General features: G+C 64.3%; 26 protein-coding genes. 15 read left to right on the top strand and 11 right to left on the bottom strand.

All coding sequences use genetic code 11. The features are described 5' to 3' along the window. Positions 1-553: 553 nt before the first annotated feature. The 5 genes from AC3B6A_RS26335 to AC3B6A_RS26315 all read left to right on the top strand — a co-directional run bounded on the left by AC3B6A_RS26335 (position 554) and on the right by AC3B6A_RS26315 (position 2,627). Positions 554-949 carry a hypothetical protein gene (locus AC3B6A_RS26335; RefSeq protein WP_488400040.1) on the top strand — a complete coding sequence of 132 codons (396 nt, stop codon included), beginning with the start codon at positions 554-556 and terminating at the stop codon, positions 947-949. Between the two features lie 19 nt (positions 950-968). Beyond that, the gene (locus tag AC3B6A_RS26330; RefSeq protein ID WP_488400039.1) at positions 969-1,169 is read left to right on the top strand and encodes a hypothetical protein; all 201 of its coding nucleotides are present in this window, start codon (positions 969-971) and stop codon (positions 1,167-1,169) included. A gap of 11 nt (positions 1,170-1,180) precedes the next feature. After that, entirely contained in the window at positions 1,181-1,381 is a 201-nt protein-coding gene (locus tag AC3B6A_RS26325) for a DUF7336 domain-containing protein (protein WP_488400038.1), read from the top strand. 137 nt (positions 1,382-1,518) lie between these two features. Then, positions 1,519-2,076 carry a hypothetical protein gene (locus AC3B6A_RS26320; protein ID WP_488400037.1) on the top strand — a complete coding sequence of 186 codons (558 nt, stop codon included), beginning with the start codon at positions 1,519-1,521 and terminating at the stop codon, positions 2,074-2,076. A gap of 146 nt (positions 2,077-2,222) precedes the next feature. Continuing rightward, on the top strand, positions 2,223-2,627 hold the full coding sequence (locus tag AC3B6A_RS26315; protein ID WP_488400036.1) for a hypothetical protein: 405 nt from the start codon (positions 2,223-2,225) through the stop codon (positions 2,625-2,627). A gap of 495 nt (positions 2,628-3,122) precedes the next feature. Here AC3B6A_RS26315 and AC3B6A_RS26310 read toward each other — a convergent pair whose 3' ends face one another. Then, entirely contained in the window at positions 3,123-4,613 is a 1,491-nt protein-coding gene (locus AC3B6A_RS26310) for a YifB family Mg chelatase-like AAA ATPase (protein WP_488400035.1), read from the bottom strand. A 37-nt stretch (positions 4,614-4,650) separates the two neighbouring features. Beyond that, complete coding sequence (locus tag AC3B6A_RS26305; RefSeq protein WP_488400034.1) at positions 4,651-4,917, bottom strand: accessory factor UbiK family protein; 267 nt, start codon at positions 4,915-4,917, stop codon at positions 4,651-4,653. 423 nt (positions 4,918-5,340) lie between these two features. Between AC3B6A_RS26305 and glnK the strand changes: the two genes are divergently transcribed. The 4 genes from glnK (at position 5,341) to sutA (ending at position 7,998) form a co-directional block, all read left to right on the top strand. Next, a complete protein-coding gene (gene glnK, locus AC3B6A_RS26300) occupies positions 5,341-5,679 on the top strand; it encodes a P-II family nitrogen regulator (RefSeq protein WP_003457590.1) in 339 nt (112 codons plus the stop codon). 42 nt (positions 5,680-5,721) lie between these two features. Continuing rightward, on the top strand, positions 5,722-7,056 hold the full coding sequence (locus AC3B6A_RS26295) for an ammonium transporter (RefSeq protein ID WP_488400033.1): 1,335 nt from the start codon (positions 5,722-5,724) through the stop codon (positions 7,054-7,056). A 106-nt stretch (positions 7,057-7,162) separates the two neighbouring features. Then, complete coding sequence (locus AC3B6A_RS26290; protein ID WP_488400032.1) at positions 7,163-7,588, top strand: secondary thiamine-phosphate synthase enzyme YjbQ; 426 nt, start codon at positions 7,163-7,165, stop codon at positions 7,586-7,588. Between the two features lie 77 nt (positions 7,589-7,665). Next, positions 7,666-7,998, top strand: coding sequence for a transcriptional regulator SutA (gene sutA / locus AC3B6A_RS26285; protein ID WP_488400031.1), 333 nt, complete (start codon positions 7,666-7,668; stop codon positions 7,996-7,998). A 280-nt stretch (positions 7,999-8,278) separates the two neighbouring features. Here sutA and AC3B6A_RS26280 read toward each other — a convergent pair whose 3' ends face one another. The 6 genes from AC3B6A_RS26280 to lptM all read right to left on the bottom strand — a co-directional run bounded on the left by AC3B6A_RS26280 (position 8,279) and on the right by lptM (position 13,060). Further along, positions 8,279-8,971, bottom strand: coding sequence for an HAD family hydrolase (locus tag AC3B6A_RS26280; RefSeq protein WP_488400030.1), 693 nt, complete (start codon positions 8,969-8,971; stop codon positions 8,279-8,281). Next, entirely contained in the window at positions 8,968-9,885 is a 918-nt protein-coding gene (gene xerC / locus AC3B6A_RS26275) for a tyrosine recombinase XerC (RefSeq protein ID WP_488400029.1), read from the bottom strand. Before xerC ends, AC3B6A_RS26280 begins: the two co-directional genes overlap by 4 nt. A 75-nt stretch (positions 9,886-9,960) precedes the next feature. Further along, positions 9,961-10,662, bottom strand: coding sequence for a DUF484 family protein (locus AC3B6A_RS26270; protein WP_488400028.1), 702 nt, complete (start codon positions 10,660-10,662; stop codon positions 9,961-9,963). A 154-nt stretch (positions 10,663-10,816) separates the two neighbouring features. After that, on the bottom strand, positions 10,817-11,647 hold the full coding sequence (gene dapF, locus AC3B6A_RS26265) for a diaminopimelate epimerase (protein ID WP_488400027.1): 831 nt from the start codon (positions 11,645-11,647) through the stop codon (positions 10,817-10,819). Between the two features lie 13 nt (positions 11,648-11,660). Next, positions 11,661-12,908 (bottom strand): diaminopimelate decarboxylase, encoded by a 1,248-nt coding sequence (gene lysA, locus AC3B6A_RS26260; RefSeq protein ID WP_488400026.1) that lies wholly within the window; start codon positions 12,906-12,908, stop codon positions 11,661-11,663. An 11-nt stretch (positions 12,909-12,919) separates the two neighbouring features. Next, positions 12,920-13,060, bottom strand: a complete 141-nt coding sequence (lptM, locus tag AC3B6A_RS26255) for an LPS translocon maturation chaperone LptM (protein ID WP_015479508.1) — start codon at positions 13,058-13,060, stop codon at positions 12,920-12,922. 129 nt (positions 13,061-13,189) lie between these two features. On the opposite strand from lptM, the gene AC3B6A_RS26250 reads away from it, so the two are divergent. From AC3B6A_RS26250 to rnk, 4 genes are all read left to right on the top strand, one after another. Then, positions 13,190-14,251: an AraC family transcriptional regulator gene (locus tag AC3B6A_RS26250; protein WP_488400025.1), complete on the top strand. Its 1,062-nt coding sequence runs from the start codon at positions 13,190-13,192 to the stop codon at positions 14,249-14,251. Further along, positions 14,248-14,583, top strand: coding sequence for an iron donor protein CyaY (gene cyaY / locus AC3B6A_RS26245; RefSeq protein WP_488400024.1), 336 nt, complete (start codon positions 14,248-14,250; stop codon positions 14,581-14,583). The genes AC3B6A_RS26250 and cyaY overlap by 4 nt, the downstream gene beginning before the upstream one ends. Then, on the top strand, positions 14,561-14,767 hold the full coding sequence (locus tag AC3B6A_RS26240; protein WP_488400023.1) for a DUF1289 domain-containing protein: 207 nt from the start codon (positions 14,561-14,563) through the stop codon (positions 14,765-14,767). Before cyaY ends, AC3B6A_RS26240 begins: the two co-directional genes overlap by 23 nt. 181 nt (positions 14,768-14,948) lie before the next feature. Further along, positions 14,949-15,356 (top strand): nucleoside diphosphate kinase regulator, encoded by a 408-nt coding sequence (gene rnk, locus AC3B6A_RS26235; RefSeq protein WP_488400022.1) that lies wholly within the window; start codon positions 14,949-14,951, stop codon positions 15,354-15,356. 64 nt (positions 15,357-15,420) lie between these two features. Here the strand turns inward: rnk and AC3B6A_RS26230 are convergent, their stop codons facing one another. The 3 genes from AC3B6A_RS26230 to AC3B6A_RS26220 all read right to left on the bottom strand — a co-directional run bounded on the left by AC3B6A_RS26230 (position 15,421) and on the right by AC3B6A_RS26220 (position 18,940). Continuing rightward, a complete protein-coding gene (locus AC3B6A_RS26230) occupies positions 15,421-18,270 on the bottom strand; it encodes a class I adenylate cyclase (RefSeq protein WP_488400020.1) in 2,850 nt (949 codons plus the stop codon). Positions 18,271-18,362: 92 nt separating this feature from the next. Continuing rightward, positions 18,363-18,596, bottom strand: coding sequence for a TIGR02647 family protein (locus AC3B6A_RS26225; protein ID WP_488400019.1), 234 nt, complete (start codon positions 18,594-18,596; stop codon positions 18,363-18,365). A gap of 68 nt (positions 18,597-18,664) precedes the next feature. Continuing rightward, positions 18,665-18,940: a hypothetical protein gene (locus tag AC3B6A_RS26220; protein WP_488400018.1), complete on the bottom strand. Its 276-nt coding sequence runs from the start codon at positions 18,938-18,940 to the stop codon at positions 18,665-18,667. 87 nt (positions 18,941-19,027) lie between these two features. On the opposite strand from AC3B6A_RS26220, the gene AC3B6A_RS26215 reads away from it, so the two are divergent. Both AC3B6A_RS26215 and ppk2 read left to right on the top strand, forming a co-directional pair. Next, a complete protein-coding gene (locus AC3B6A_RS26215; RefSeq protein ID WP_488400017.1) occupies positions 19,028-19,996 on the top strand; it encodes a magnesium transporter CorA family protein in 969 nt (322 codons plus the stop codon). Positions 19,997-20,161: 165 nt separating this feature from the next. Further along, on the top strand, positions 20,162-21,049 hold the full coding sequence (ppk2, locus tag AC3B6A_RS26210) for a polyphosphate kinase 2 (RefSeq protein ID WP_488403723.1): 888 nt from the start codon (positions 20,162-20,164) through the stop codon (positions 21,047-21,049). Position 21,050: the final 1 nt, after the last annotated feature.

Raw genomic sequence — 21,050 nt, 5'->3', positions numbered from 1 at the left:
GAAGAGACGAAAAGGGGCGGATTTTGGTGGTGCTTATGTAAGTGCCATCCAAAAATTGTCCCCTTTTTCTTGCGCTACGAAAAACTCTTGGGCATCTAAATGATCAGATCAATTTTGGTATCAATTCTCTCGATTATTGGTGTGCTTCTCTCGTTTGTGCCAAGTGCCACAAATGGAAATGAGATTATAGTCGTCGCAATATCAGTTTCAGGGGCATCAGAAGCATGGGCTCTTATAAATGTAGCAAGAATCAAAAAATGGATTATGGTCTTGCTGTCAATAGCAAATGCATACGTAATTCTTGATGGAGCGCTAAGGATGTACGAAAGTCATAGAGTGTTAGATGTCATCTAACTAAGGGTGATATTCAGAAGGGGGATGGATTTATTTTTCTGCTCTAAATCTAACCGGTGGGTGCAGTATTAGAGTACAGAAAATAAATCTGTCCCCTTTTTTTGTCCCTTTTTTGTCCTTTTTTGACGGAGACTGGCAAAGCGGAAAACCTAGAAATGGCACCTACGATGTAAACGGTAACAGGCTAAGAGATTAAGTCATGAATGCTTCAGTGTGTATAAATAAAATATCAACAAATTTTGACGAGAACTTTATTTTTGAGGCGTCGCTTAATCTATTTAAAGAGAAAGGGTCAAGCCGCCTAGTCAAGCAAGAAGAAAACTTAGTTTATGCGATTTATAGCGATCTTGAAGATGCCATTTTTGATACTCGCTCCGCTGCTGATAGCGTCGAGCGCGTACATTTTCTAGAATTGCTAGAAATTATGCTGTGGGCCGTTTATAAATATTGGAAGCCGCTGGCTGAGCAAGCTATTTCTTGCGGGAGTTTTGAGATTGATGAAAATTTGCTTAACAAAGAAGGGGTTTTTAAAGATTTTCGAGAAAATTTGAACTGCGAGGAGGGTGCGGTTTTACGAAAATACATCAACCCCTAAACTCAGCAAGGCGGATCAAGTGATCCGCCTTGTGCAAAACACTGTTGAAGCCCAATCCGTTGGCCAAAAAATCAATCGATACAGCCGAAGTGCAAAAAGTTCAGAAAATAAATCTGTCATTTTTTCTTTGGGGGATAAATATCCAGGAGAAAAATACCCGACAGGCCCTGGCTCTGAGCACAATAAAATCAAGAAATATGGCGATAGATCCTTTGAGTGATTGGTGAGATTATGAATGTCTATCTTCTGCAGCATGTCACTGATCGCCCGAGTGGCGAAGATGTGAAGGTAATTGGTATTTACTCATCTCTTGAGCTGGCGGAGAAAGCCGAGGCGGAAATCGCACAAGCCTCGGGATTTATAGATTATTCCGAAAGTTTTTATATCGACTCATATGAGCTTGATAAGACTTTCTGGGAAAGCGGCTTCTGATTGCAGTTCATGAAAGTTTGATTCTGCCTTGCGAAAAGGGGGCGGATTTATTCTTCTACTCTAAATCTAGCCGAGGGCCGGGTTAGAGTGCAGAAAATAAATCTGTTCCCTTTTTTGTTTACTAAGGAGCGCTTGAATTGACTATTAGGGTGTTGCTAAAGAAAGCAATGCAGGACAAACGCATTGTGTCAGTTTATACATCAGATGACTGGAGCAGCTATTCCGTTGGGTATGTGGCCGGTATTGACGATACTCATATATGCCTGGAGTCAATCACCGGTTCGGGAGAGTCCATTGGCTTCGAGATTCGATCTCTAGAGGAAATAACAAAGGTTGAGATCTCTGGAAAGTACGAAAAGAAAATCGAGATGCTGGCAAGTCACCAAGGGGAGATCATTCGCCCTGTTAAGCTTCCAGTTTCGAACGGCGGGATTATTCACAAAACTCTAGAGTTGGCTCTGCGCCGTAAATGCGTAATAACTATATGGCCTGAAGGCTCTGAGAGCTCTATTAGTGGATATGTCTCTTCAATTGAAAATGACGCTATTGTCATCCGGATTGTAGATGAATACGGTGGCGATGATGGAGTTTCAGTAATTCTACGAGTGGAGATATCGAGCATAGATTTTTGCACTAAGGAAGAACAGCTCCGCGAGTTCCTTAATAAAGAATCAAGCAGTATTCAGAAGCCCTGAGCATGTAGCTCTAAAAACACAAACCTACACCAGAGTATCTATGTGCGAAAAGGGGAAGGATTTATTTTTCTACTCTAAATCTAGCCGGAGGGTCGGGTTAGAGTTCAGAAAATAAATCTGCCCTTTTTTCGTTGAAGAGGTGCGATATGGAAAATAAGGAACAGATTTTTCGTCTATGGTCGCCCATCGAAAATATCCCGGATCGACTAGTTCTTGAGTCTATTGCGGATGGGAGAAATGGTCTGGTAATTGTGCTGGCTGAAAATATTATCTCTAACGTACGATTGATCATCCACTTTTACCTCAAAGATATAGCTGGATATAAAGTCTCGAATGATAGTTATACGTGGCGAAGTGATAGTGTCCGCCTAAGAGAAAAAATATGCGCTCTTAATCTTGTTGAAAACTCTAATTATTTGAGTTGGTTCATTGAAGAGACTTATGGAGCTGTGGATTTTCGTGAGGCTAAGCATTACTGCTTGCTTTTGGCAGAGGAAACTATAGATATAGTTGCTGTGGGTTCACCAAAAGTCTACTTTGTAACAATTTAAGGCGAAAAGAGATTTGAAAAGGGGCGGATTTATATTTCTATTCTAAGCTTGGTCGGTAGGCCGGAGTTAGAGTGCAGAAAGTAAATCTGCACCTTTTTTATTGGGGTGAAAATTATAATTGGACTCTCTTTCATAGCCTTGCTGCTGGTTGGGTCTTGGGGGTTGATAAAATGCCTGTCGATAAAGGGCGAGCTGGAAAGTACTCTCAAAGAGTCAAACTTGACAGGGCACGAATTTTACTCCTCTGTTCTGCTGCAAATTAATCTATATAGAGATGCAGCATCAAAAGGGATAAGCTCTGATAGAGAATTGGTAATCAAGAGTTACATTCGTGCTGAAGTGATCTCGGTTGCAGCATTTTCTTGTCTTGTTATTTTGCTTGCGGTGATAAAGTAACTTTGCTCTGAAGGTACAAGGGGCGGATTTGTTTTTCTACTCTAAATCTAACTGGAGGGCCAGGATTAGAGTGCAGGAAATAAATCTGTCTCCTTTTTCCTAATGCCCGGCGCGGTATTGCAGCGCTTCAGCAAGGTGCGGGCGGCCGATGGCCTCCGCCTGCTGCAGGTCGGCCAGGGTGCGGGCCACCTTGAGAATCCGGTGCAGGGCGCGCAGCGACAGGTTCAGGCGCTCGCCGGCCTTCTCCAGCCAGGCCTGGTCTTCCGGGCTCAGTGCACAATGTTGGTGCATCTTCTTCAGGTCGAGGAAGGCATTCGCGCAGCCCTGGCGGTTCAGCTGGCGCTGGCGCGCGGCGGCGACCTGCACGGCCAGTTCCGCGCTGCTGATGCTGGGCCCGCTGGGCGCGAGGCTGGTGCTTTCGCGGCTGACGGTGAGGTGCAGGTCAATGCGGTCCAGCAACGGCCCGGAGAGCTTGGCGCGGTAGCGTTGGACCTGCTCCGGCGAGCAGCGGCAGCGCCCGCTGGGGTCGCCGAGATATCCACAGGGGCAGGGGTTCATCGCGGCGACCAACTGGAAGCGCGCGGGAAAGCGTACGCGGCCGCTGGCGCGGGCGATGACGATCTCGCCGCCTTCCAGGGGCTCGCGCAGAACCTCCAGAACCTTGCGGTCGAACTCGGGCAGTTCGTCGAGGAACAGCACACCTTCGTGGGCCAGGGTGATTTCGCCGGGCTGCGGACGGCTGCCGCCACCGACCAGCGCCGGTGCGGAAGCCGTGTGGTGGGGCTGGCGGAAGGGCCGCTGCGGCCAATGGGTCAGCGGCCCGCGTCCGGCCACGGAGTGGATCGCCGCCACCTGTAGCGCTTCGTCCTCGTCCAGCGGTGGCATCAGGCCGGGCAGGCGGCTGGCCAGCAGGGTCTTGCCGGTGCCGGGCGGTCCGCTGAACAGCAGGTTGTGCGCGCCGGCGGCGGCCACCAGCAGAGCGCGCTTGGCGGCGGCCTGGCCCTGGACTTCGGCGAGGTCGGGGTAGGGCGGAGTGCTGCGCAGCAGGCCGTTCGCCTCGTAGGGCCGCAGGCGCTCCTGGCCGCTGAAGTGCGCGGCCAGCTCCAGCAGGTGGCCGACCGCGTAGACGGTCAGGCCGCTGGCGAGGCTGGCTTCCTCGGCATTCTCCTTCGGCACCACCAGCGCCCGCCCGGCGGCGCGGGCGGCCAGCGCGGCGGGCAACACGCCCGGCACCGGGCGCAGGGTGCCGGAGAGCGCCAGCTCGCCCAGGCATTCCAGGTCGTCCAGGCCGCTCGCGTCGGCGAGTTGCCCGCTGGCAGCGAGGATGCCCAGGGCGATGGCGAGGTCGAAGCGGCCGCCGTCCTTCGGCAGATCGGCGGGGGCGAGATTGAGGGTGATGCGGCGGGCGGGGAAGTCGAAGCCGGCGTTGAGCAGGGCGCTGCGCACGCGGTCCTTGCTCTCTTTCACGGCGCCTTCGGGCAGGCCGACCAGGGTCAGCGACGGCAGGCCGTTGGCCAGGTGCGCCTCGACGGTGACACCGGGGGCCTCGACGCCGACCTGGGCGCGGCTGTGGACGATGGCCAGGGACATGGATCACTCCTTGATCGCATGCCGCCCGCGTGGCGGCTTATTCGCCGTCGGCGGGCGGCGAGAGTTTGCTTTCCAGTTCCGCGACCTTGGCTTCCAGCGCTTCGAGGCGGGCGCGGGTGCGGGCGAGCACGACCATCTGGCTGTCGAATTCGTCGCGGCTGACCAGGTCGAGCTTGCTGAAGGCGCTCTGCATCAGAACCTTGAACTGGGCTTCCAGCTCGGCCTTCGGCAGGGGCGATTCGCCGCCGAACAGGCGTCCGGCTTGTTGGCTGATGGCGTCGAGGAAGGCTTTGGGCGGCAGCATGGTGGGAAGGTTCCGGATTGAATCAGGCGCGAAGTCTATCACGCGGCCAGCGCCGGCTGCGGCGCGGCGCAAGGTGAAGGGTTGCACGCTTTTTGAGCGATGTGCCCGTCCGGCGTGCGCTCTTTCGGTGCGGTCGCTGCCGGCTGGCCAATGGCCGGAACCGGCGGATTTCAACCAAGTGCCTGAAAGCAGGGGCATTTCACCGAGCTGGCAAGGTTCATGCTTTGGGGCATGCATGGCGTGCACCGATGCAGTACCGGTGCGGCAGGCGAAGCGGAAATCGCGACGCATGAGGCGGCTGGATAAGAGCTGGTGTGCCGAGGTAGGGCGGCCGGCGCATTACAAAAGCCAGACACTGCGCTTAGACTTGTCTCGGGTTCGTTCTTCCTGGGGCGGGTCCACCAAAACACGGGAGAGAGTTACATGAAGCTAGTCACAGCCATCATCAAGCCGTTCAAGCTGGACGACGTCCGTGAGTCGCTGTCCGAGATCGGCGTGCAGGGCATCACTGTGACCGAAGTCAAGGGCTTCGGCCGGCAGAAGGGCCACACCGAGCTGTACCGTGGCGCGGAATACGTCGTCGATTTCCTGCCCAAGGTGAAGATCGACGTCGCCATCGCCGATGACCAGCTGGATCGTGTTATCGAAGCCATCACCAAGGCCGCCAATACCGGGAAGATCGGTGACGGCAAGATCTTCGTCGTAAACCTGGAACAGGCCATTCGTATCCGTACCGGCGAAACCGGCACCGACGCGATCTAAGCCCAGCCCACACCGAACCCCCACGCCCCAGGAGAAACAACAATGACTCTGCGCAGATACGCAGGGCTAGGCGCCCTATTGCCTCTCGCAATGCCCGGACTGGCCCTGGCCGACGAGGCCGCGGCCCCCGCCCTGAACAGCGGCGACACCGCCTGGATGCTGATTTCCAGCGCGCTGGTGCTGCTGATGACCATCCCCGGCCTGGCGCTGTTCTACGGCGGCATGGTGCGCGCCAAGAACGTGCTGTCGATCATGATGCAGTGCTTCGCGATCACCGCGCTGGTCAGCATCCTCTGGGTCGTCTACGGCTACAGCCTGGCCTTCGACACCGTGGGCATGGAAAAGGGCGTGATCAACTTCGCCTCCTTCGTCGGCGGCCTGGACAAGGCGTTCCTCGCCGGGCTGACCAGCACCGGCCTGACCTCCGCCACCGCGCTGTTCCCCGAAAGCGTGTTCGTGATGTTCCAGATGACCTTCGCGATCATCACCCCGGCGCTGATCGTCGGCGCCTTCGCCGAGCGCATGAAGTTCTCCGCGCTGCTGATCTTCACCGCGCTGTGGTTCACCATCGTCTACGCGCCGATCGCCCACATGGTCTGGAGCGGTGACGGCGGCCTGCTGTGGGACTGGGGCGTGCTGGACTTCGCCGGTGGCACCGTGGTGCACATCAACGCCGGTGTCGCGGGCCTGGTCGCCGCGCTGGTGCTGGGCAAGCGCAAGGGCTACCCGAACGCCGCCATGGCGCCGCACAACCTGGGCTACACCCTGATCGGCGCCGCCCTGCTGTGGATCGGCTGGTTCGGCTTCAATGCCGGCTCCGCCGCCGCCGCCAACGGCACCGCCGGCATGGCCATGCTGGTCACCCAGATCGCCACCGCCGCCGCCGCCCTGGGCTGGATGTTCGCCGAGTGGATCACCCACGGTAAGCCGAGCGCCCTGGGCATCGCCTCCGGCGTGGTCGCAGGACTTGTGGCCGTCACCCCGGCCGCCGGCACCTGCGGGCCGATGGGCGCCATCGTGATCGGCTTGGCCGCCGGCGTGATCTGCTTCTTCGCCGCCACCAGCCTCAAGCGCGCCGTCGGCTACGACGATTCCCTGGACGCCTTCGGCGTGCACGCGGTCGGCGGCATCGTCGGCGCCCTGCTCACCGGTGTGTTCGCCGCGCCCGCCCTGGGCGGCTTCGGCACCGTCACCGAGATCGGCGCCCAGCTGTTCACCCAGTTCAAGGGCGTGGCCTTCACCATCGTCTACACCGCGATCGCCAGCTTCGTGATCCTCAAGGTGCTGGACCTGGTCATCGGCCTGCGCGTCAGCGAGGAGGAGGAAACCATGGGTCTGGACCTCTCCCTGCACAACGAGCGCGGCTACAACCTGTAAGGGTTCGCGCGAGTTCGACGAAGGGCGCCATCGGGCGCCCTTTGTTTTTTTCTGCATCACGCTAGAATGCGCGCGCGTCACCGTTCCGGACGGAGGAGGGCCCGCCATGTGGCAGCAGAAATCCATCACCCTGCGCCCGCGTTCGCGCGGCTTCCACCTGGTCACCGACGAGGTCCTGGCGGCGTTGCCGGAGCTCGCGAAATGCCGCGTCGGCCTGCTGCACCTGCTGTTGCAGCACACCTCGGCATCGCTGACGCTGAACGAGAATGCCGACCCCTCGGTGCGCCGCGACTTCGAGCGATTCTTCAATCGCCTGGTGCCGCAGGGCGAGGGCGGTTACGAACATGATTACGAAGGCCCGGACGATCTGCCGGCGCACTTCAAGGCCAGCCTGCTGGGCTGCCAGCTGACCCTGCCGATACAGGATGGCCACTTGGCAATGGGCACCTGGCAGGGTATCTATCTCGGCGAGCACCGTGACCACGGAGGCCCGCGCAGGATACTGGCGACCTGGCAGGGCGAGCTTGTGTGAATTTTTTCCGGCGGCGTTCGTCAAAGCGCGCAGCTGGGCTATAACTAACCTGCTTTGCAGCACCACGAGGTAGAACAATGAGCGACGAAGAACTGGAACAGGACGAGCTGGACGGCGCCGACGAGGACGATGGCGAGGAACTTGCCGCGGCTGACGATGGCGATACCGGAGCAGACAGCGGCGATGGGGATGAAGCCCCTTCTTCCAAGGGCAGTGGCAAGAAAGCCAAGGCCGCGGTAGAGGAAGAGGAACTGCCCTCGGTCGAAGCCAAGCAGAAGGAGCGCGATGCCCTGGCCAAGGCGATGGAGGACTTCCTCACTCGCGGTGGCAAGGTGCAGGAGATCGAACCCAACGTGGTCGCCGATCCGCCCAAGAAGCCGGATAGCAAATACGGCAGCCGCCCTATCTGATATCTGACGCGACATGAAAAAGCCCCGCCGCTCCGTTGGGAGCGGCGGGGCTTTTTCATGTCCGCTTGCTGCGTCGTCTCATGGGCGTAGGAGCGGACTCTGTCCGCGATCAGCCGTGCCCCTGCGCGATTCGCGGATAAGATCCGCTCCTACAACAGCCAATCCCGCGCCGCTCTGCTCTACGTAGGAGCGGACTCCGTCCGCGATCGACATCCGGCGCGCGCAACTCAGCGCGGATGAATCCGCTCCGACAAGAGCGTTTCCCCGCCAGCGGGAGACCTCACAGCTTCGCCAGCACCCCCGGCAACTCCGTCAGGTTGTGGATGATCGCGCTGGGCGCTTCTTCCCCCTCCCACGCCTTGCGCCCCGGGTTGAACCAGACCGCCTTCATCCCCGCGCGCCGCGCGCCGGCGATGTCGTCGCTGGGATGGTCGCCGATGTGCACCGCGTTTTCCGCCGCCACACCGCCGCGCCGCAGGGCTTCCCGGAACGGATGCGGGTCGGGCTTGCCGACGCCCAGCTCCTCCGCGCACAGGGCGAACTGGAAATAGTCGGCCAGCCCCAGCCGGCGCACGTCGGCGTTGCCGTTGGTGAGCACGCCGAGGATGAACTGGTTGGCCAGCCGCTCCAGCGTCGGATGCACCTCGGGGAACAGCGCCACCTGATGCCGCGCCTGGAGGAAGGTCTGGAAACCGGCCTCGGCCAGGTCGGCGGCCTCGGCCTGTGGATAACCGGCGTCGAGCAGCGCATGGAGCAGGATGCGCCGGCGCAGTTCGCTCAGCCGGTGGCGGAGCATCGGGTCCTGCCCGAGCAGGCGCGCGCGGATCGCCCACAGGTGCTCGATGGGCACCGGGCCGAGCCGTGCGGCGTTCACCGCCAGCCATTCGCGCAGGGTGGCTTCCGCGCTGTTCATCACCGGGGCGACGTCCCACAGCGTGTCATCGAGGTCGAAGGTGACCAGACGGATACTCATTCTTCAGCTCCCGGCTCGCCGTCTTTCTTGCGGTGGGCCCGCGGGTGCGCCTGGTCGTAGACCGTGGCGAGGTGTTGGAAATCCAGGTGGGTGTAGATCTGCGTGGTGGCGATGTCGGCGTGGCCGAGCAGCTCCTGCACGGCGCGCAGGTCCTGCGACGACTCCAGCATATGGCTGGCGAAGGAGTGCCGCAGCATGTGCGGGTGCAGGTGCTGGCCGAGCTCGCGCACGCCGGCCTGGCGCACCCGCAGCTGGATGGCGCGCGGGGTCAGGCGCTTGCCGCCGCGGCCGATGAATACCGCGTTGTCCTGCGGTGCGGCCAGCGCGCGCAGGGGCAGCCAGGCCTCGATGGCCTGCCGCGCCGCGCGGCCCACCGGCAACTCGCGGACCTTGTTGCCCTTGCCGTGCACGCGCACCAGGCCTTCCTTGAGGTCGAGCCATTCCAGGTCGAGGCCGACCAGCTCGGACAGGCGCAGGCCGGAGGAATAGAACAGCTCCAGCACGGCCTGGTCGCGGCGGGCGATGAAATCGTCCTCGACGCCGCCGTCGAGCAGCTGCGCGGTGCGGTCGGTGTCGAGGGTGCGCGGCAGCTTGCGCGCGCCCTTGGGCGCGGACAGCCCGTCGGCCGGATTGTGCCGGCACTGGCCCTCGCGGATCAGGTACTGGAACAGCCCGCGGGTGGCCGACAGCAGGCGCGCCAGGCTGCGGCTGGCCAGGCCCTGCTGGTGCAGGCGGGCGACGAACAGGCGCAGGTCGCGCACCTGCAGCGCCGGCCAGTCGCCGAGCGCGGCCTTCTCGCAGAGCGCGGCGAGACGCGTCAGGTCGCGGCGGTAGCCGTCGAGCGTGTGGACGGACACCTGGCGCTCGTTGCGCAGGTGTTCCAGGTAGGCATTGATGCCAGCTTCAAGCTCCAAGCGACAAGCTCCAAGTGAAAAGCGCCGGGTACCGCGACCGCTTACGGCTTGCAGCTTATAGCTTGCGGCTTCGCGTTAGCGCACCGAGCGCAGCGGCGTGGCGAAGCGCGGCATGACCCGCGCGAGGACTTCGGCGACGTAGCCGAGGAACAGGGTGCCCAGCGAGCTCTTGTAGTGCTGCGGATCGGGGCTGCCGATCGCCAGTACGCCGTGCAGGCCCTGGAAGGTCAGCGGCACCACGGCGGCGGAGCTGACCTGTTCGCGCTCGTTCTCGCAGAACAGGAAGGCCAGCTCGTGGGGGCGCAGCACGCCGCAGACGGTCTTGCCGCCGGACAGCAGGCCGCCGATGGCCTGGTGCGCCTCGGCGCTGCTCACCGAGCGGCCCACCGGCAGGTTGTTGTCGCTGAACAGGATCAGGCTGACGAAGGGCACCTGGAATTCGTGGCGCAGGCTGTCCTCGACGGTGCTGACCACGTCTTCCAGGCTGGTGGCGTCGAGCAGGTCGAGCACCAGGCGGCGGGTCTTGTCGAACAGCCGGTCGTTGTCGCGGGCCACGTCCATCAACTGCGACAGCCGATGGCGCATCTCGATGTTGCGCTCGCGCAGCAGGCGCACCTGGCGCTCCACCAGCGACACGGCGTCACCCGGCTGGTGCGGGATGCGCATCTCCGGGATCAGCTCGTCATGGTCGACGAAGAATTCCGGGTGCCGGCGGAGATAGTCGGCGACCTGGTCGGCTTCGAGGGTAACGGTCGGGTCCTGCGGGGTATCGGTCATAAGCGTACCGGTTCAGCGCCTGTCCAATGTCTGCCTGCGCTTTGCTCATGTGGCGTTGGAAACAGGCTCAAAATGCTCATCTACATTCGTAAACTGCGCTTTCTGCCTGTTTCCGCCTTGTCCGAGCTGCGCTCGGCAAGACCTGGAACAGGCTCTATAGACGTACCTGGCCTTCAAAGACCCGCACCGCGGGCCCGGTCATCATAACGGGCTGACCCGGTCCTGCCCACTCGATGGACAACCGGCCGCCGGGAAGCTCGATCTGCACCGGCGATTGCAGCCAGCCCTGGCGGATGCCGGCCACCGCCGCCGCGCAGGCGCCGGTGCCGCAGGCGAGGGTCTCGCCGGTGCCGCGCTCCCAGACGCGCAGGCGCGCCTGGTGCGGATTGACCACCTGCAGGAAGCCGATGTTGGCCTTCTGCGGGAAGCGCGGGTGGACTTCCAGCTGCGGGCCGAGGGTGCGCACCGGGGCGCTGTCCACGTCGTCGACGCGCAGCACGCCGTGCGGGTTGCCCATGGAGATCGCCGCCAGCTCGACGCTCTGGCCATCCACCTCGACCGTGTAGCTCAGCGCTTCGGCGTCGGCCTGGAACGGCACCTGCGCGGGCTGCAGGCGCGGTGCGCCCATGTTGACGGTGACCTGGCCATCGTTGGTCAGGATCAGCTCGATCATGCCGCCCTTGGTTTCCACGCGGATGTTCTTCTTCGTGGTCAGGCGCTTGTCGACGACGAAGCGCGCGAAGCAGCGCGCGCCATTGCCGCACTGTTCGACCTCGGAACCGTCGCAGTTGAAGATGCGGTAGCGGAAATCCGCCTCCGGCGTGCTCGGCGGTTCGACGATCAGCAGTTGATCGAAACCGACCCCGAAATTGCGGTCGCCCCACTGTTTCACGTGGCGCGGTTGTACGTGGGCGTGCTGGCTGACCAGGTCCAGGACCATGAAGTCATTGCCCAGCCCGTGCATCTTGGTAAAGCGCAGAAGCATCGTCGTCTCGGCCTCAGTCCGGCAGCAGGCTTTCGCCGGCGAACAGCTCTTCGATCGTCTCGCGGCGACGCACCAGGTGCGCCGCCGAGCCATCCACCAGCACCTCGGCGGCGCGGCCCCGGGTGTTGTAGTTGGAACTCATCACGAAACCATAGGCGCCGGCCGAACGAACGGCCAGCAGGTCACCTTCTTCCAGGGCGAGGCTGCGGTCCCTGGCGAGGAAGTCGCCGGTTTCGCAGATCGGCCCGACCAGGTCGTAGGTGCGCGCTTCGCCAGCGCGGGCGACGACCGGGGTGACGTCCATCCAGGCCTGGTACAGCGCCGGGCGGATCAGGTCGTTCATCGCTGCGTCGACGATGGCGAAGTCTTTGTCTTCGGTGTGTTTCAGGTACTCGACGCGGGTCAGCAGCACGCCGGCGTTGGCGGCGATGTTGCGGCCCGGCTCGAACACCAGCGCCAGCGGGCGGTTGCCCAGGCGCTCGCGCAGGGCGCGGATGTATTGCGCCGGCTCCGGCGGGGTTTCGTCGCGGTAGCGCACGCCCAGTCCGCCGCCCAGGTCCAGGTGGCGGATGGCGATGCCGCGCGCGGCGAGGCGGTCGACCAGCGCCAGCAGGCGGTCGAGGGCGTCGAGGAAGGGGTCCAGGCTGGTCAGCTGCGAGCCGATATGGCAATCGACGCCGATCACTTCCAGGTTCGGCAGCTGCGCGGCGCGGGCGTAGACCGCCTCGGCGGCGTCGATGGCGATGCCGAACTTGTTTTCCTTGAGGCCCGTGGCGATGTACGGGTGGGTCTGCGCGTCGACGTCGGGGTTCACCCGCAGGGACACCGGCGCCTTCACGCCCAGTCCGGCGGCGACCGCCTGCAGGCGCTCCAGCTCGACGTCGGATTCGACGTTGAAGCAGTGCACGCCGACTTCCAGCGCGCGGCGCATGTCCTCGCGGGTCTTGCCGACGCCGGAGAACACCACTTTCGAAGGATCACCGCCGGCGGCCAGCACGCGCTCCAGCTCGCCGCGGGAGACGATGTCGAACCCCGCGCCCAGGCGCGCCAGCACGTTCAGCACGGCGAGGTTGGAATTGGCCTTGACCGCGAAGCACACCCGATGCGGCACGCCCGCCAGGGCATCGGCGTAGGCGCGGTACTGTTGCGTGAGGTGCGCGCGGGAATAGACGTAGGTCGGCGTGCCGAAGCGCTCGGCGATCGCCGACAACGGCACATCCTCCGCGAACAGTTGCCCGTCGCGGACGGAGAAGGCGTCCATGGGAGTTGCCCTCAGAGACCGTAGCGGTCCTTGCTGTGCTCGCTCTTGGCCTTCTCGTCGTCCGGCAGGTACAGCGGTCCTTTCTGGCCGCAGCCGGCCAGCGCGGCGGTAAGCACGGCGAGCGCGACGAAGGGAAGCAGCAGTCGCTTCATGGCGGAATCCTTGTAATAAAGCGTCAATTGGACCGGAGTATACCGACCCCCCGCCGCCTTGCCTATTCGAGCGGGCTCCCGTCCGGCGGGGCTTGCGGGTAGGATTGCGATAAAAAAACGGAATGGCCGATGGACTATCGCGATCCCCTGCCCAGCTCGGTGTCGGTGGCCTACCTGAAGGGCCTCGTGGAGCATCTGCAGCGCCTGGGCGTCGATCCGGCGCGGCTGCTGGCGACGGTGCATCTGCAGCCCTCGATCCTCACCCTGCGCGATCAGCGCATCGCCGCCAGCGCCTACCTGGAACTGGTCGGCGCCGGCGTGCGCCTGAGCGGCGACGACAACCTCGGCCTGCACCTGGGCGAGGCGGTGCGTCCCGGTTACTACGGGGTGCTCGGCTACCTGGCGATGAGCTGCGCGACCCTCGCCGACGCCCTCCACCGCCAGGCCCGCTACGCCGCGCTGGTGGGCAACCTGGGCCGCGTGAAACTGGCCGACGAGCCGCCCCGCGCGGGTTGCGAGCCGTTGGTGCAGCACAGCTGGGAGCCGCTGCTGCCACAACAGCAGCGGCAGATGAGCGAGGAGACGCTGGCCGGCTGGGTCAGCTTCGGCCATTGGCTCAGCGGGGTGGACGAGGCGCCTTTCGAGGTGCGCTTCCGCCACGCCGCGCCGGCCGACATCAGCGAACATGCGCGCATCTTCCGCTGCCCGGTGCTGTTCGATCAGCCGGACAACGCCCTGGTCTTCCCCCGGCGCCTGCTGGCCCTGCCGCTGGGCCAGGCCGACGCCGAGGTGCACCGCACCCTGGACGCCTACGCCGAACGCCTGCTGGCGGCGCTCAACCGGGGCGACAGCGTGCTCGACCGCGCGCGCCTGGCGCTGGCGCGCCAGCTGCCGGAGCAGGGCGCGGACCTCGAACGCCTGGCGCAGGGCCTCGCCCTGAGCCCGCGCACCCTGCAGCGCCGCCTGCGCGACACCGGGTTGTCGTTCAGCCGGCTGGTGGACGAAACCCGCCAGCAGATGGTGCTGCACTACCTGCGCGACCCGGCGCTGGACCTCGCCGACATCGCCTATCTGCTGGGCTTCAGCGAGGCCGGCTCGCTCGCCCGCGCATTTCGGCGCTGGACGGGGCAGAGTCTGGGCGAATACCGGCGTAGACTGAGCCCTTTGACCGACCCCGAGGACGATGCATGAGCACCTTGAGCGAAGCCCGCTTCCATGACCTGGTGGACGCCGTACAGGTAACGGTGGAGGACGCCTTCGATGACAGCGACCTGGACGTGGACCTGGAGAATTCCAGCGGCGTGCTGAGCGTGCGCTTCGAGAACGGCACCCAGCTGATCCTCAGCCGCCAGCCGGCCCTGCGCCAGCTGTGGGTGGCGGCGCGTTCCGGCGGCTTCCACTTCGACTACGACGAATCCGGCGCCCTGTGGGTCTGCGACAGCACCCGCGAACCGCTGGGCGCGCTGCTCAACCGCACGACCCTGGAACAGGCGGGCGAGGATGTCGAGTTCCCCGGCATCTGAACCGCGGGCGAGCGTCGCCTCGCCCTGCTGCCGGCGCTGCTGCCTGGACGAGGCGGACGTCTGCGTCGGCTGCGGCCGCACCCTGGGCGAGATCCTGGAGTGGAACGAGGCCGACGGCGAGCGGCGCCGGGCGATCCTGGCGGAGTGTGAAAAGCGCCGAAACAACCGCTCGCCCGAGTGGTGAGCGGCCGGTGTTGCTTATTTTTCGTGCTGTGTTAGTGTCCGGAAAAACCCCGCCTTAGGGCGGGGTTTTTCATTTTTCGAATACCGGGAGCGTCACCCCCCGATCGCTCCCGATGCCAGAGAACCAGGGCCCCGAACGCGTGAGCGTCCGGGGCTCTCCTGTAAGGAGACTGCCAACCATCATGACCACTTCGCCGTCCATCACCGTTACCCGGCTCGACCTGCAACGTCTGGAGCGCCTGCTCGACAGTCTGGATGAGTACGGTCCCGCAGCCGAGGCGCTGGAGGCCGAACTGGCCCGCGCCACGGTCGTCGGCCACGACGAGGTGCCGCCGGGCGTGGTCACGATGAATTCCAGCGTGCGCTGCCGCGAGGAAGGCAGCGGCAAGGAATACCACCTGACGCTGGTCTACCCGGCCGACGCCGGCGCCGAGGGCAAGGTGTCGGTCCTCGCGCCGGTGGGCACCGCGCTGCTGGGCCTGACCACCGGCCAGACCATCGACTGGCCGGCCCCCGGCGGCAAGCTGCTGAAGCTGACCCTGCTGGAAGTGGAATACCAGCCTGAGGCGGCCGGCGACTTCGATCGCTGATCCGTCGATCTCCGGGGACGCGCTCCCCGGAGCCCCGCCACCGGGCGCTTCGCGCCGCGGCCGTTCAGGCCTCGGCCAGCGCCCGGTTCAGAGCCAGCTCCAGGCTCTGCTTGTAACGCAGGAAATGCACCGTCTGCAGCTCGCCGCCTTCCTGCATCGCCGACAGGTCGAGGTCGGTGATGTAGCAGGGGTAGCGCTCCTGGCCGCTGCGCTGGCCGAGGATGTGCCGAGCCACCGCGTGGAACAGTCCGTCGCCGTATTCCAGCTCGGAGAACTCGCGGTGGTTGCAGTACAGCGTGGTGCGCGCGCGTTGCCCGTCGCCGGGCTCGATGATCGCCTGCACGTTGTAGTACGACAGCGCTTCCAGCGCCTGCGGCGCGTTGCGCCGTTCGATCCGCTGTGCGCGCTGGCGGCCGTTGGGCAGCACCTCGTAGAAGAGTATCTCCGCGCCTACCGGGCCCTGGCCCTCCAGCAGCGGCAGCAGCGCGTTGCGCCGGTACTGCACCGATTGCAGGAAGCGTTGCAGCGGCAGCAGCAGGCTTTCCTCGCTGTCGCAGGTCTGGCGACGGCGCCAGAGCGCGTTGCGTTCGTCGAGGACGCTGATCTCGGCGTTGCCCTCGTCCAGGCGGTAGAACACCTGCACGGTGTTGGCGCGGCCCAGCGGCAGGATCAGCGCCAGGTCCTCGCCTTCCAGGGCGTGCCGGTCCAGTTGCAGGAAGCCGTTGTCCTGCTGGCTGTCGCCCAGGTGCTCGATCAGCGCCGGCAGGCCTTCGACCACGCGGTGGCTGACCTCGCCGGGGGTCAGCCGCAACAGGTGGAAGTGCTGGCGCACCTGCAGCAGGTAGCGCCCGCCGCGCCCGCCGGCGAGCTGCCCATGGGCATCGCGGAACAGGTCTTCCACGCGCTGGGCGATGGCGACGGCGCGGTTGCGGCAGAAACAGCGCACCAGCAGGCGCGGCGGCGGGGCGTCGGTGGGCAGGCCGTTGAGGAAGTCGCGCAGGCAGTCGAGCAGCGCGTGGGGCCCGGCGAAGCGGCTGACCACCAGCTCGTTCCAGCTGTTCAGGGTGATCTGGTCGAGGGTCAGCACCAGGTTGTCGCGCACCCCGGAGTAGCCGAGCGAGTCGGTGCGCTCGGTGGTCATGTGCACGTTCATGTGGCTGTGCTGGCGCAGCGGATCGAGGCCGACGTTCACCAGGATCAGCGTCTGCACCGGCACGCTGCTGCGCAGCAGGGCGCTTTCCGGCACCTCGGCGAGCGGCAGCGGGAAGGCCTGTTGCAGGCTGCCCAGAAGGTTCTGCACCTCGTATTCGCTGAGGTCGCTGCTGCCCGGTTGCAGCGACAGCCGGGTGCTGGCGTCGATCACCCCGTTGCGGTGACTCCAGGCCAGCAGCTCCATCAGGTCGCGGGCCCGGCGCAGCGGGGCGAAGTCGGCCATTTCCTGGAGTGACAGGTTGCCGCTGAACAGCGCCCAGTAGGGCGGCTTGCCGGCTTCCGCGGCGCTCTGCTGGGCGAGGGTGAGGATGTCCTCGGCGAGGTCCGGGGCGATGCCCGGGTTGATGAACTCGACCTTGCCCGCCTTGCGCTCGAAGGCGGCGTACAGGCGCCGGCCGAGGACGCCCAGGTCGCGCGGGTTGATGCCGCTGGCGGCGTGCTGCAGGCGGGCGAACTGGGAGAGGAAGCGGTAGCTGTGGGTCAGTTCGTTGACCAGCGCGCGGCGCTCCAGCAGCACCTGGCGGACCTTCCACTGGCTGCGGCTGTCGAGCAGCCCGTAGGCGCGGCTGTCCCAGTTCCACTCGGCGCACAGGCGCTCCATCAGCTTGCGCTGCCAACTCTTGCTGCCCTGGCGCGGCGGGCGGCTGAGCTTCTTGCCGACCTTCAGGTACAGGCAGCGGCGGATCAGCTCCAGGCGTTCGCGTTCGCCGCGCGCCGTCAGGTATTCCTCCAGGCGGCGGTAGAGCATCACGTAGGGGTCGAGCTCCTCCTCGTCCAGCCGCCCGGCGTAGATCGCCTGCTTGTAGCGCAGGCTCAGGCAGCCGACGTTCGGGTGCTCGCTGGCGTAGACCTCGGTGAGCAGCAGCTTGAGCACCGACTTGTAGGGCGACTCGATGCCCTTGAACAGCTGCCACATGCCCGCGCCGATGAACTCGCCGGGCGGGATGCGCGCCAGGTGGCCGAGGTCGAGGACTTCCTCGGCGCGGATGAAGCGCTTGCTCAGCAGGGTTTCGCAGTACTGCGCGTAGCGGCCTTCCTCGTAGACCGGCACCAGCCACCACAGCGGCGTGCGCCCGCCGAGCCAGATGGCGGTGCGGTAGAACTCGTCGAGCAGCAGGTAGTGCTGGCTGGTGCCGCAGTCGTCGGAGGTCAGGCGGGCGTCGCGCGCGCCCTGGGTGAAACGCTGCGGCTCGACGAGGAAGCAGTGCGCCTCGGCGCCCTGGGTGGCGGCCCACTGTTCCAGCAGGTCGCACTTGCGGCGCAGCTCGGCCAGCGCCTGCGCGGAAAGGTCGGCGGCGTGGCAGACCCACAGGTCCAGGTCGCTGCGCTCGTCCTGGGCGACGGTGCCCAGGCTGCCCATCAGGAACAGGCCGTGGATCGGCAGCGGCGGGTTGCCGCGGCGCGGCTTGTAGCTGAAGGAGCGGGTCAGGCGCTGGGCTTCGGCGAGCAGTTCGTCGTCCGGGACGAAGTTGGCCAGCCCGGCCGGCGTTGCCGCCGAGACATAGCCGGGGAGCAGCGGATGGTTGACGTCCAGCAGCAGCGGCAACAGCTTCAGCACCAGTTGCTGGCGCGTGGACAGCGCCTCGCTGGCGCGCCGCAGGCGGCCGGCATTGACCTTGAGGAAGCGCTGGCGCAGCTGCGCCAGCACCTTGCGGTCGATGCCGTCGTCGATATCCGGGCGAATCTCGGGGGTGAGCGTCATGGCGTACTGCTGCCTGGCCAGCGGCGCCGCATCAGGTGCTGCGGCGCCCGGAAATTTGCCAGGTTATCGCCTGCTCGTGACGATTCTTGAGGTCAGCCGCGCAGGATGTTCAGCAGGACCTGGGCGTGCTCGGCGGCGTCGAGTCCCAGGCTGGTCAGGTAGCCGCCGTCGGGGGCGTCGATCAGGCCCTTGGCGTGCAGCCGCTCGGCGGCGGCGACCGCCTCCCGCGAGGCGTCATGGTGGACTTTCAGGCCCGCCTGGTTGTTCTCCAGATCGAAGAGCGCCAGCAGGTCCAGTTCCGCAACCATTTCTTTGGTGAAGGTCATACACGCAGCTCCCAATGATCAGTGAGGCCCCAGTGTAGTCCGAAGTCCTGCCCGTTCGGCAAGCGCCGTCACGCGTCCTCGCCGGGCAGGGTCGGCAGCGCGCGCAGGGCCTGCTCGTACCACTCGCCGTCGAAGGCGCGGTCCCCGGCCAGCATGGCTTCGATCTCGTGGGCGAGCACCAGGGCCATCAGGTGCAGGGCGTCCTCGCGCTCGTAGCCGACCAGGGTGAGCTTGTTGAACACCGCGCGGGCGGCCGGCGGGCTGTCGCTCTCGATCTGGTTCTCGATGGCCTGGATCAGGGTTTCTTCGGCGAAGGATTCTTCGCCATCGTCTTGCTCGGTCATCGCGTTGTTCTCCGCTGGACTTGTGAAGCCGCCGGAAGTTGGCCAACCTGCGGGCAACTTCCGGCTGTAGAAGGATTGTCGGGCGACATGATCACCTATTACACCCTCGTCGGCGACCGCCTGGTGCGCCACAACGCCAGCGACTGCCACGGCATGCCCAGCGACACCCTGTGGATCGACCTGTTCCAGCCCACCGCCGAGGAGGAGAAGCTGCTGGAGTCGATCATCGCGGTGGACATCCCGACCCGCGAGGAAATGGCCGAGATCGAGGATTCCTCGCGGTTCTACGAGAGCAACGGCGCGCTGTACCTGACCACCACGGTGGTCGGCGGCATCCGCGAGCACAAGCCGAGCACCTCGGAGGTCACCTGCGTGCTGACCCCGCACTGGCTGGTGACGGTGCGCTACACCGACCTGCTGGCCTTCCGCACCTTCGAGGCGCGCAGCCAGCGCGGCGGCTGCCGGGGCGGCAGCGACCAGCTCTTCGTGACCCTGATGGACAGCGTGGTGGACCGCATCGCCGACGTGCTGGAGACGGTGCAGCAGCAGCTGGATTCGCTGTCCAGCGGCATCTTCCACGAGGGCCGGGCCGCCGGCGGCAAGGCCGACCTGCAGGGCATCGTCAAGCAGCTGGGGCGCAGCAATTCGCTGCTGTCCAAGCTCAACGAGAGCCTCCTGAGCATCAGCCGGCCGCTGTCCTACTTCCGCCAGGGCAGCAACGGCTGGATCAGCGAGGAGGTGAAGCAGGGCATGAAGTCGGTGGAACGCGACGTGCGCTCGCTGAGCGAGTACCAGTCGAAGATGTCCGCGGAGATCACCTTCCTGCTGGACGCCACCCTCGGCCTGATCAACATCGAGCAGAACAGCATCATCAAGGTGTTCTCCATCGCCGCCGTGCTGTTCCTGCCGCCGACCCTGGTGGGCACCGTGTACGGCATGAACTTCCAGCACATGCCCGAGCTGGCCTGGCTGGCCGGCTACCCGATGGCGCTGGTGGCGATGGTGATCTCGGCGACCATTCCCTACTACTGGTTCAAGTACAAGGGCTGGCTGTAAGGCGTTGATGCGGGTCAACGAGGGCCCGCGACGCGGACTGCACAGTGGTGGGCCCACTTCGTCTCACAGGAGGAGACCATGCCGCAGTCCGACGCCCACAAGCTCATTCACTCCCGCACCCCCACCGCGGGCGGCGAGGACATCCGCGCGCAGAGCCAGGGCGCGGTGGCGCTGACCGTCGCCATGGCCCCGCCCGGCAGCAACGAGGATTCCACCTCCGCCGACCTGCCCGCCGGCTATCCCTACCGCAGCCGCCTGCAGCGCCGGGAGTACGAGGCGCAGAAGGCGCTGCTGCAAGTCGAGCTGCTGAAGGTGCAGAGCTGGGTGAAGGAGACCGGCCAGCGCATCGTGGTGCTCTTCGAGGGTCGCGACGCCGCCGGCAAGGGCGGCACCATCAAGCGCTTCATGGAACACCTCAACCCGCGCGGCGCGCGGGTCGTGGCGCTGGAGAAGCCCAGCGACGCCGAACACGGCCAGTGGTACTTCCAGCGCTACATCCAGCACCTGCCCACCGCTGGCGAGATCGTCTTCTTCGACCGCTCCTGGTACAACCGCGCCGGCGTCGAGCGGGTCATGGGCTTCTGCACGCCGCGCCAGTACCTGGAGTTCATGCAGCAGACGCCGGAACTGGAACGCATGCTGGTGCGCAACGGCATCCACCTGATCAAGTACTGGTTCTCGGTGAGCCGCGAGGAACAGCTGCGCCGCTTCGTCTCGCGCCGCGACGACCCGCTCAAGCACTGGAAGCTGTCGCCCATCGACATCCAGTCGCTGGACCGCTGGGACGAATACACCCAGGCCAAGGAGGCGATGTTCTTCCACACCGACACCGCCGATGCGCCCTGGGTGGTGATCAAGTCCGACGACAAGAAGCGCGCGCGGCTGAACTGCCTGCTGCACTTCCTGCACGCGCTGGACTACCCCGGCAAGGACCCGAAGATCGCCCGCGCGCCGGACCGCCTGCTGGTGGGCCGGGCCGCCGAGCTGGACCGCGACGAGCTGGACCGCCCGGCGCAGGCACTGGCCCTGCGCGGGGCGGCGGTCCCGGCCTGAG

The organism is Pseudomonas sp. B12(2026) (assembly GCF_057767015.1).
This window is presented reverse-complemented; position numbering and strand designations above follow the sequence as displayed.

Excerpts from the sequence above, each read along its gene's own strand:
- AC3B6A_RS26335 (WP_488400040.1), top strand. The coding sequence starts at position 554 with ATGAATGCTTCAGTGTGTATAAATAAAATATCAACAAATTTTGACGAG.
- AC3B6A_RS26325 (WP_488400038.1), top strand. The coding sequence starts at position 1,181 with ATGAATGTCTATCTTCTGCAGCATGTCACTGATCGCCCGAGTGGCGAA.
- AC3B6A_RS26315 (WP_488400036.1), top strand. The coding sequence starts at position 2,223 with ATGGAAAATAAGGAACAGATTTTTCGTCTATGGTCGCCCATCGAAAAT.
- AC3B6A_RS26310 (WP_488400035.1), bottom strand. The coding sequence starts at position 4,613 with ATGTCCCTGGCCATCGTCCACAGCCGCGCCCAGGTCGGCGTCGAGGCC.
- AC3B6A_RS26305 (WP_488400034.1), bottom strand. The coding sequence starts at position 4,917 with ATGCTGCCGCCCAAAGCCTTCCTCGACGCCATCAGCCAACAAGCCGGA.
- glnK (WP_003457590.1), top strand. The coding sequence starts at position 5,341 with ATGAAGCTAGTCACAGCCATCATCAAGCCGTTCAAGCTGGACGACGTC.
- AC3B6A_RS26295 (WP_488400033.1), top strand. The coding sequence starts at position 5,722 with ATGACTCTGCGCAGATACGCAGGGCTAGGCGCCCTATTGCCTCTCGCA.
- AC3B6A_RS26290 (WP_488400032.1), top strand. The coding sequence starts at position 7,163 with ATGTGGCAGCAGAAATCCATCACCCTGCGCCCGCGTTCGCGCGGCTTC.
- sutA (WP_488400031.1), top strand. The coding sequence starts at position 7,666 with ATGAGCGACGAAGAACTGGAACAGGACGAGCTGGACGGCGCCGACGAG.
- AC3B6A_RS26280 (WP_488400030.1), bottom strand. The coding sequence starts at position 8,971 with ATGAGTATCCGTCTGGTCACCTTCGACCTCGATGACACGCTGTGGGAC.
- AC3B6A_RS26270 (WP_488400028.1), bottom strand. The coding sequence starts at position 10,662 with ATGACCGATACCCCGCAGGACCCGACCGTTACCCTCGAAGCCGACCAG.
- dapF (WP_488400027.1), bottom strand. The coding sequence starts at position 11,647 with ATGCTTCTGCGCTTTACCAAGATGCACGGGCTGGGCAATGACTTCATG.
- lysA (WP_488400026.1), bottom strand. The coding sequence starts at position 12,908 with ATGGACGCCTTCTCCGTCCGCGACGGGCAACTGTTCGCGGAGGATGTG.
- lptM (WP_015479508.1), bottom strand. The coding sequence starts at position 13,060 with ATGAAGCGACTGCTGCTTCCCTTCGTCGCGCTCGCCGTGCTTACCGCC.
- AC3B6A_RS26250 (WP_488400025.1), top strand. The coding sequence starts at position 13,190 with ATGGACTATCGCGATCCCCTGCCCAGCTCGGTGTCGGTGGCCTACCTG.
- cyaY (WP_488400024.1), top strand. The coding sequence starts at position 14,248 with ATGAGCACCTTGAGCGAAGCCCGCTTCCATGACCTGGTGGACGCCGTA.
- AC3B6A_RS26240 (WP_488400023.1), top strand. The coding sequence starts at position 14,561 with ATGTCGAGTTCCCCGGCATCTGAACCGCGGGCGAGCGTCGCCTCGCCC.
- rnk (WP_488400022.1), top strand. The coding sequence starts at position 14,949 with ATGACCACTTCGCCGTCCATCACCGTTACCCGGCTCGACCTGCAACGT.
- AC3B6A_RS26230 (WP_488400020.1), bottom strand. The coding sequence starts at position 18,270 with ATGACGCTCACCCCCGAGATTCGCCCGGATATCGACGACGGCATCGAC.
- AC3B6A_RS26225 (WP_488400019.1), bottom strand. The coding sequence starts at position 18,596 with ATGACCTTCACCAAAGAAATGGTTGCGGAACTGGACCTGCTGGCGCTC.
- AC3B6A_RS26220 (WP_488400018.1), bottom strand. The coding sequence starts at position 18,940 with ATGACCGAGCAAGACGATGGCGAAGAATCCTTCGCCGAAGAAACCCTG.
- AC3B6A_RS26215 (WP_488400017.1), top strand. The coding sequence starts at position 19,028 with ATGATCACCTATTACACCCTCGTCGGCGACCGCCTGGTGCGCCACAAC.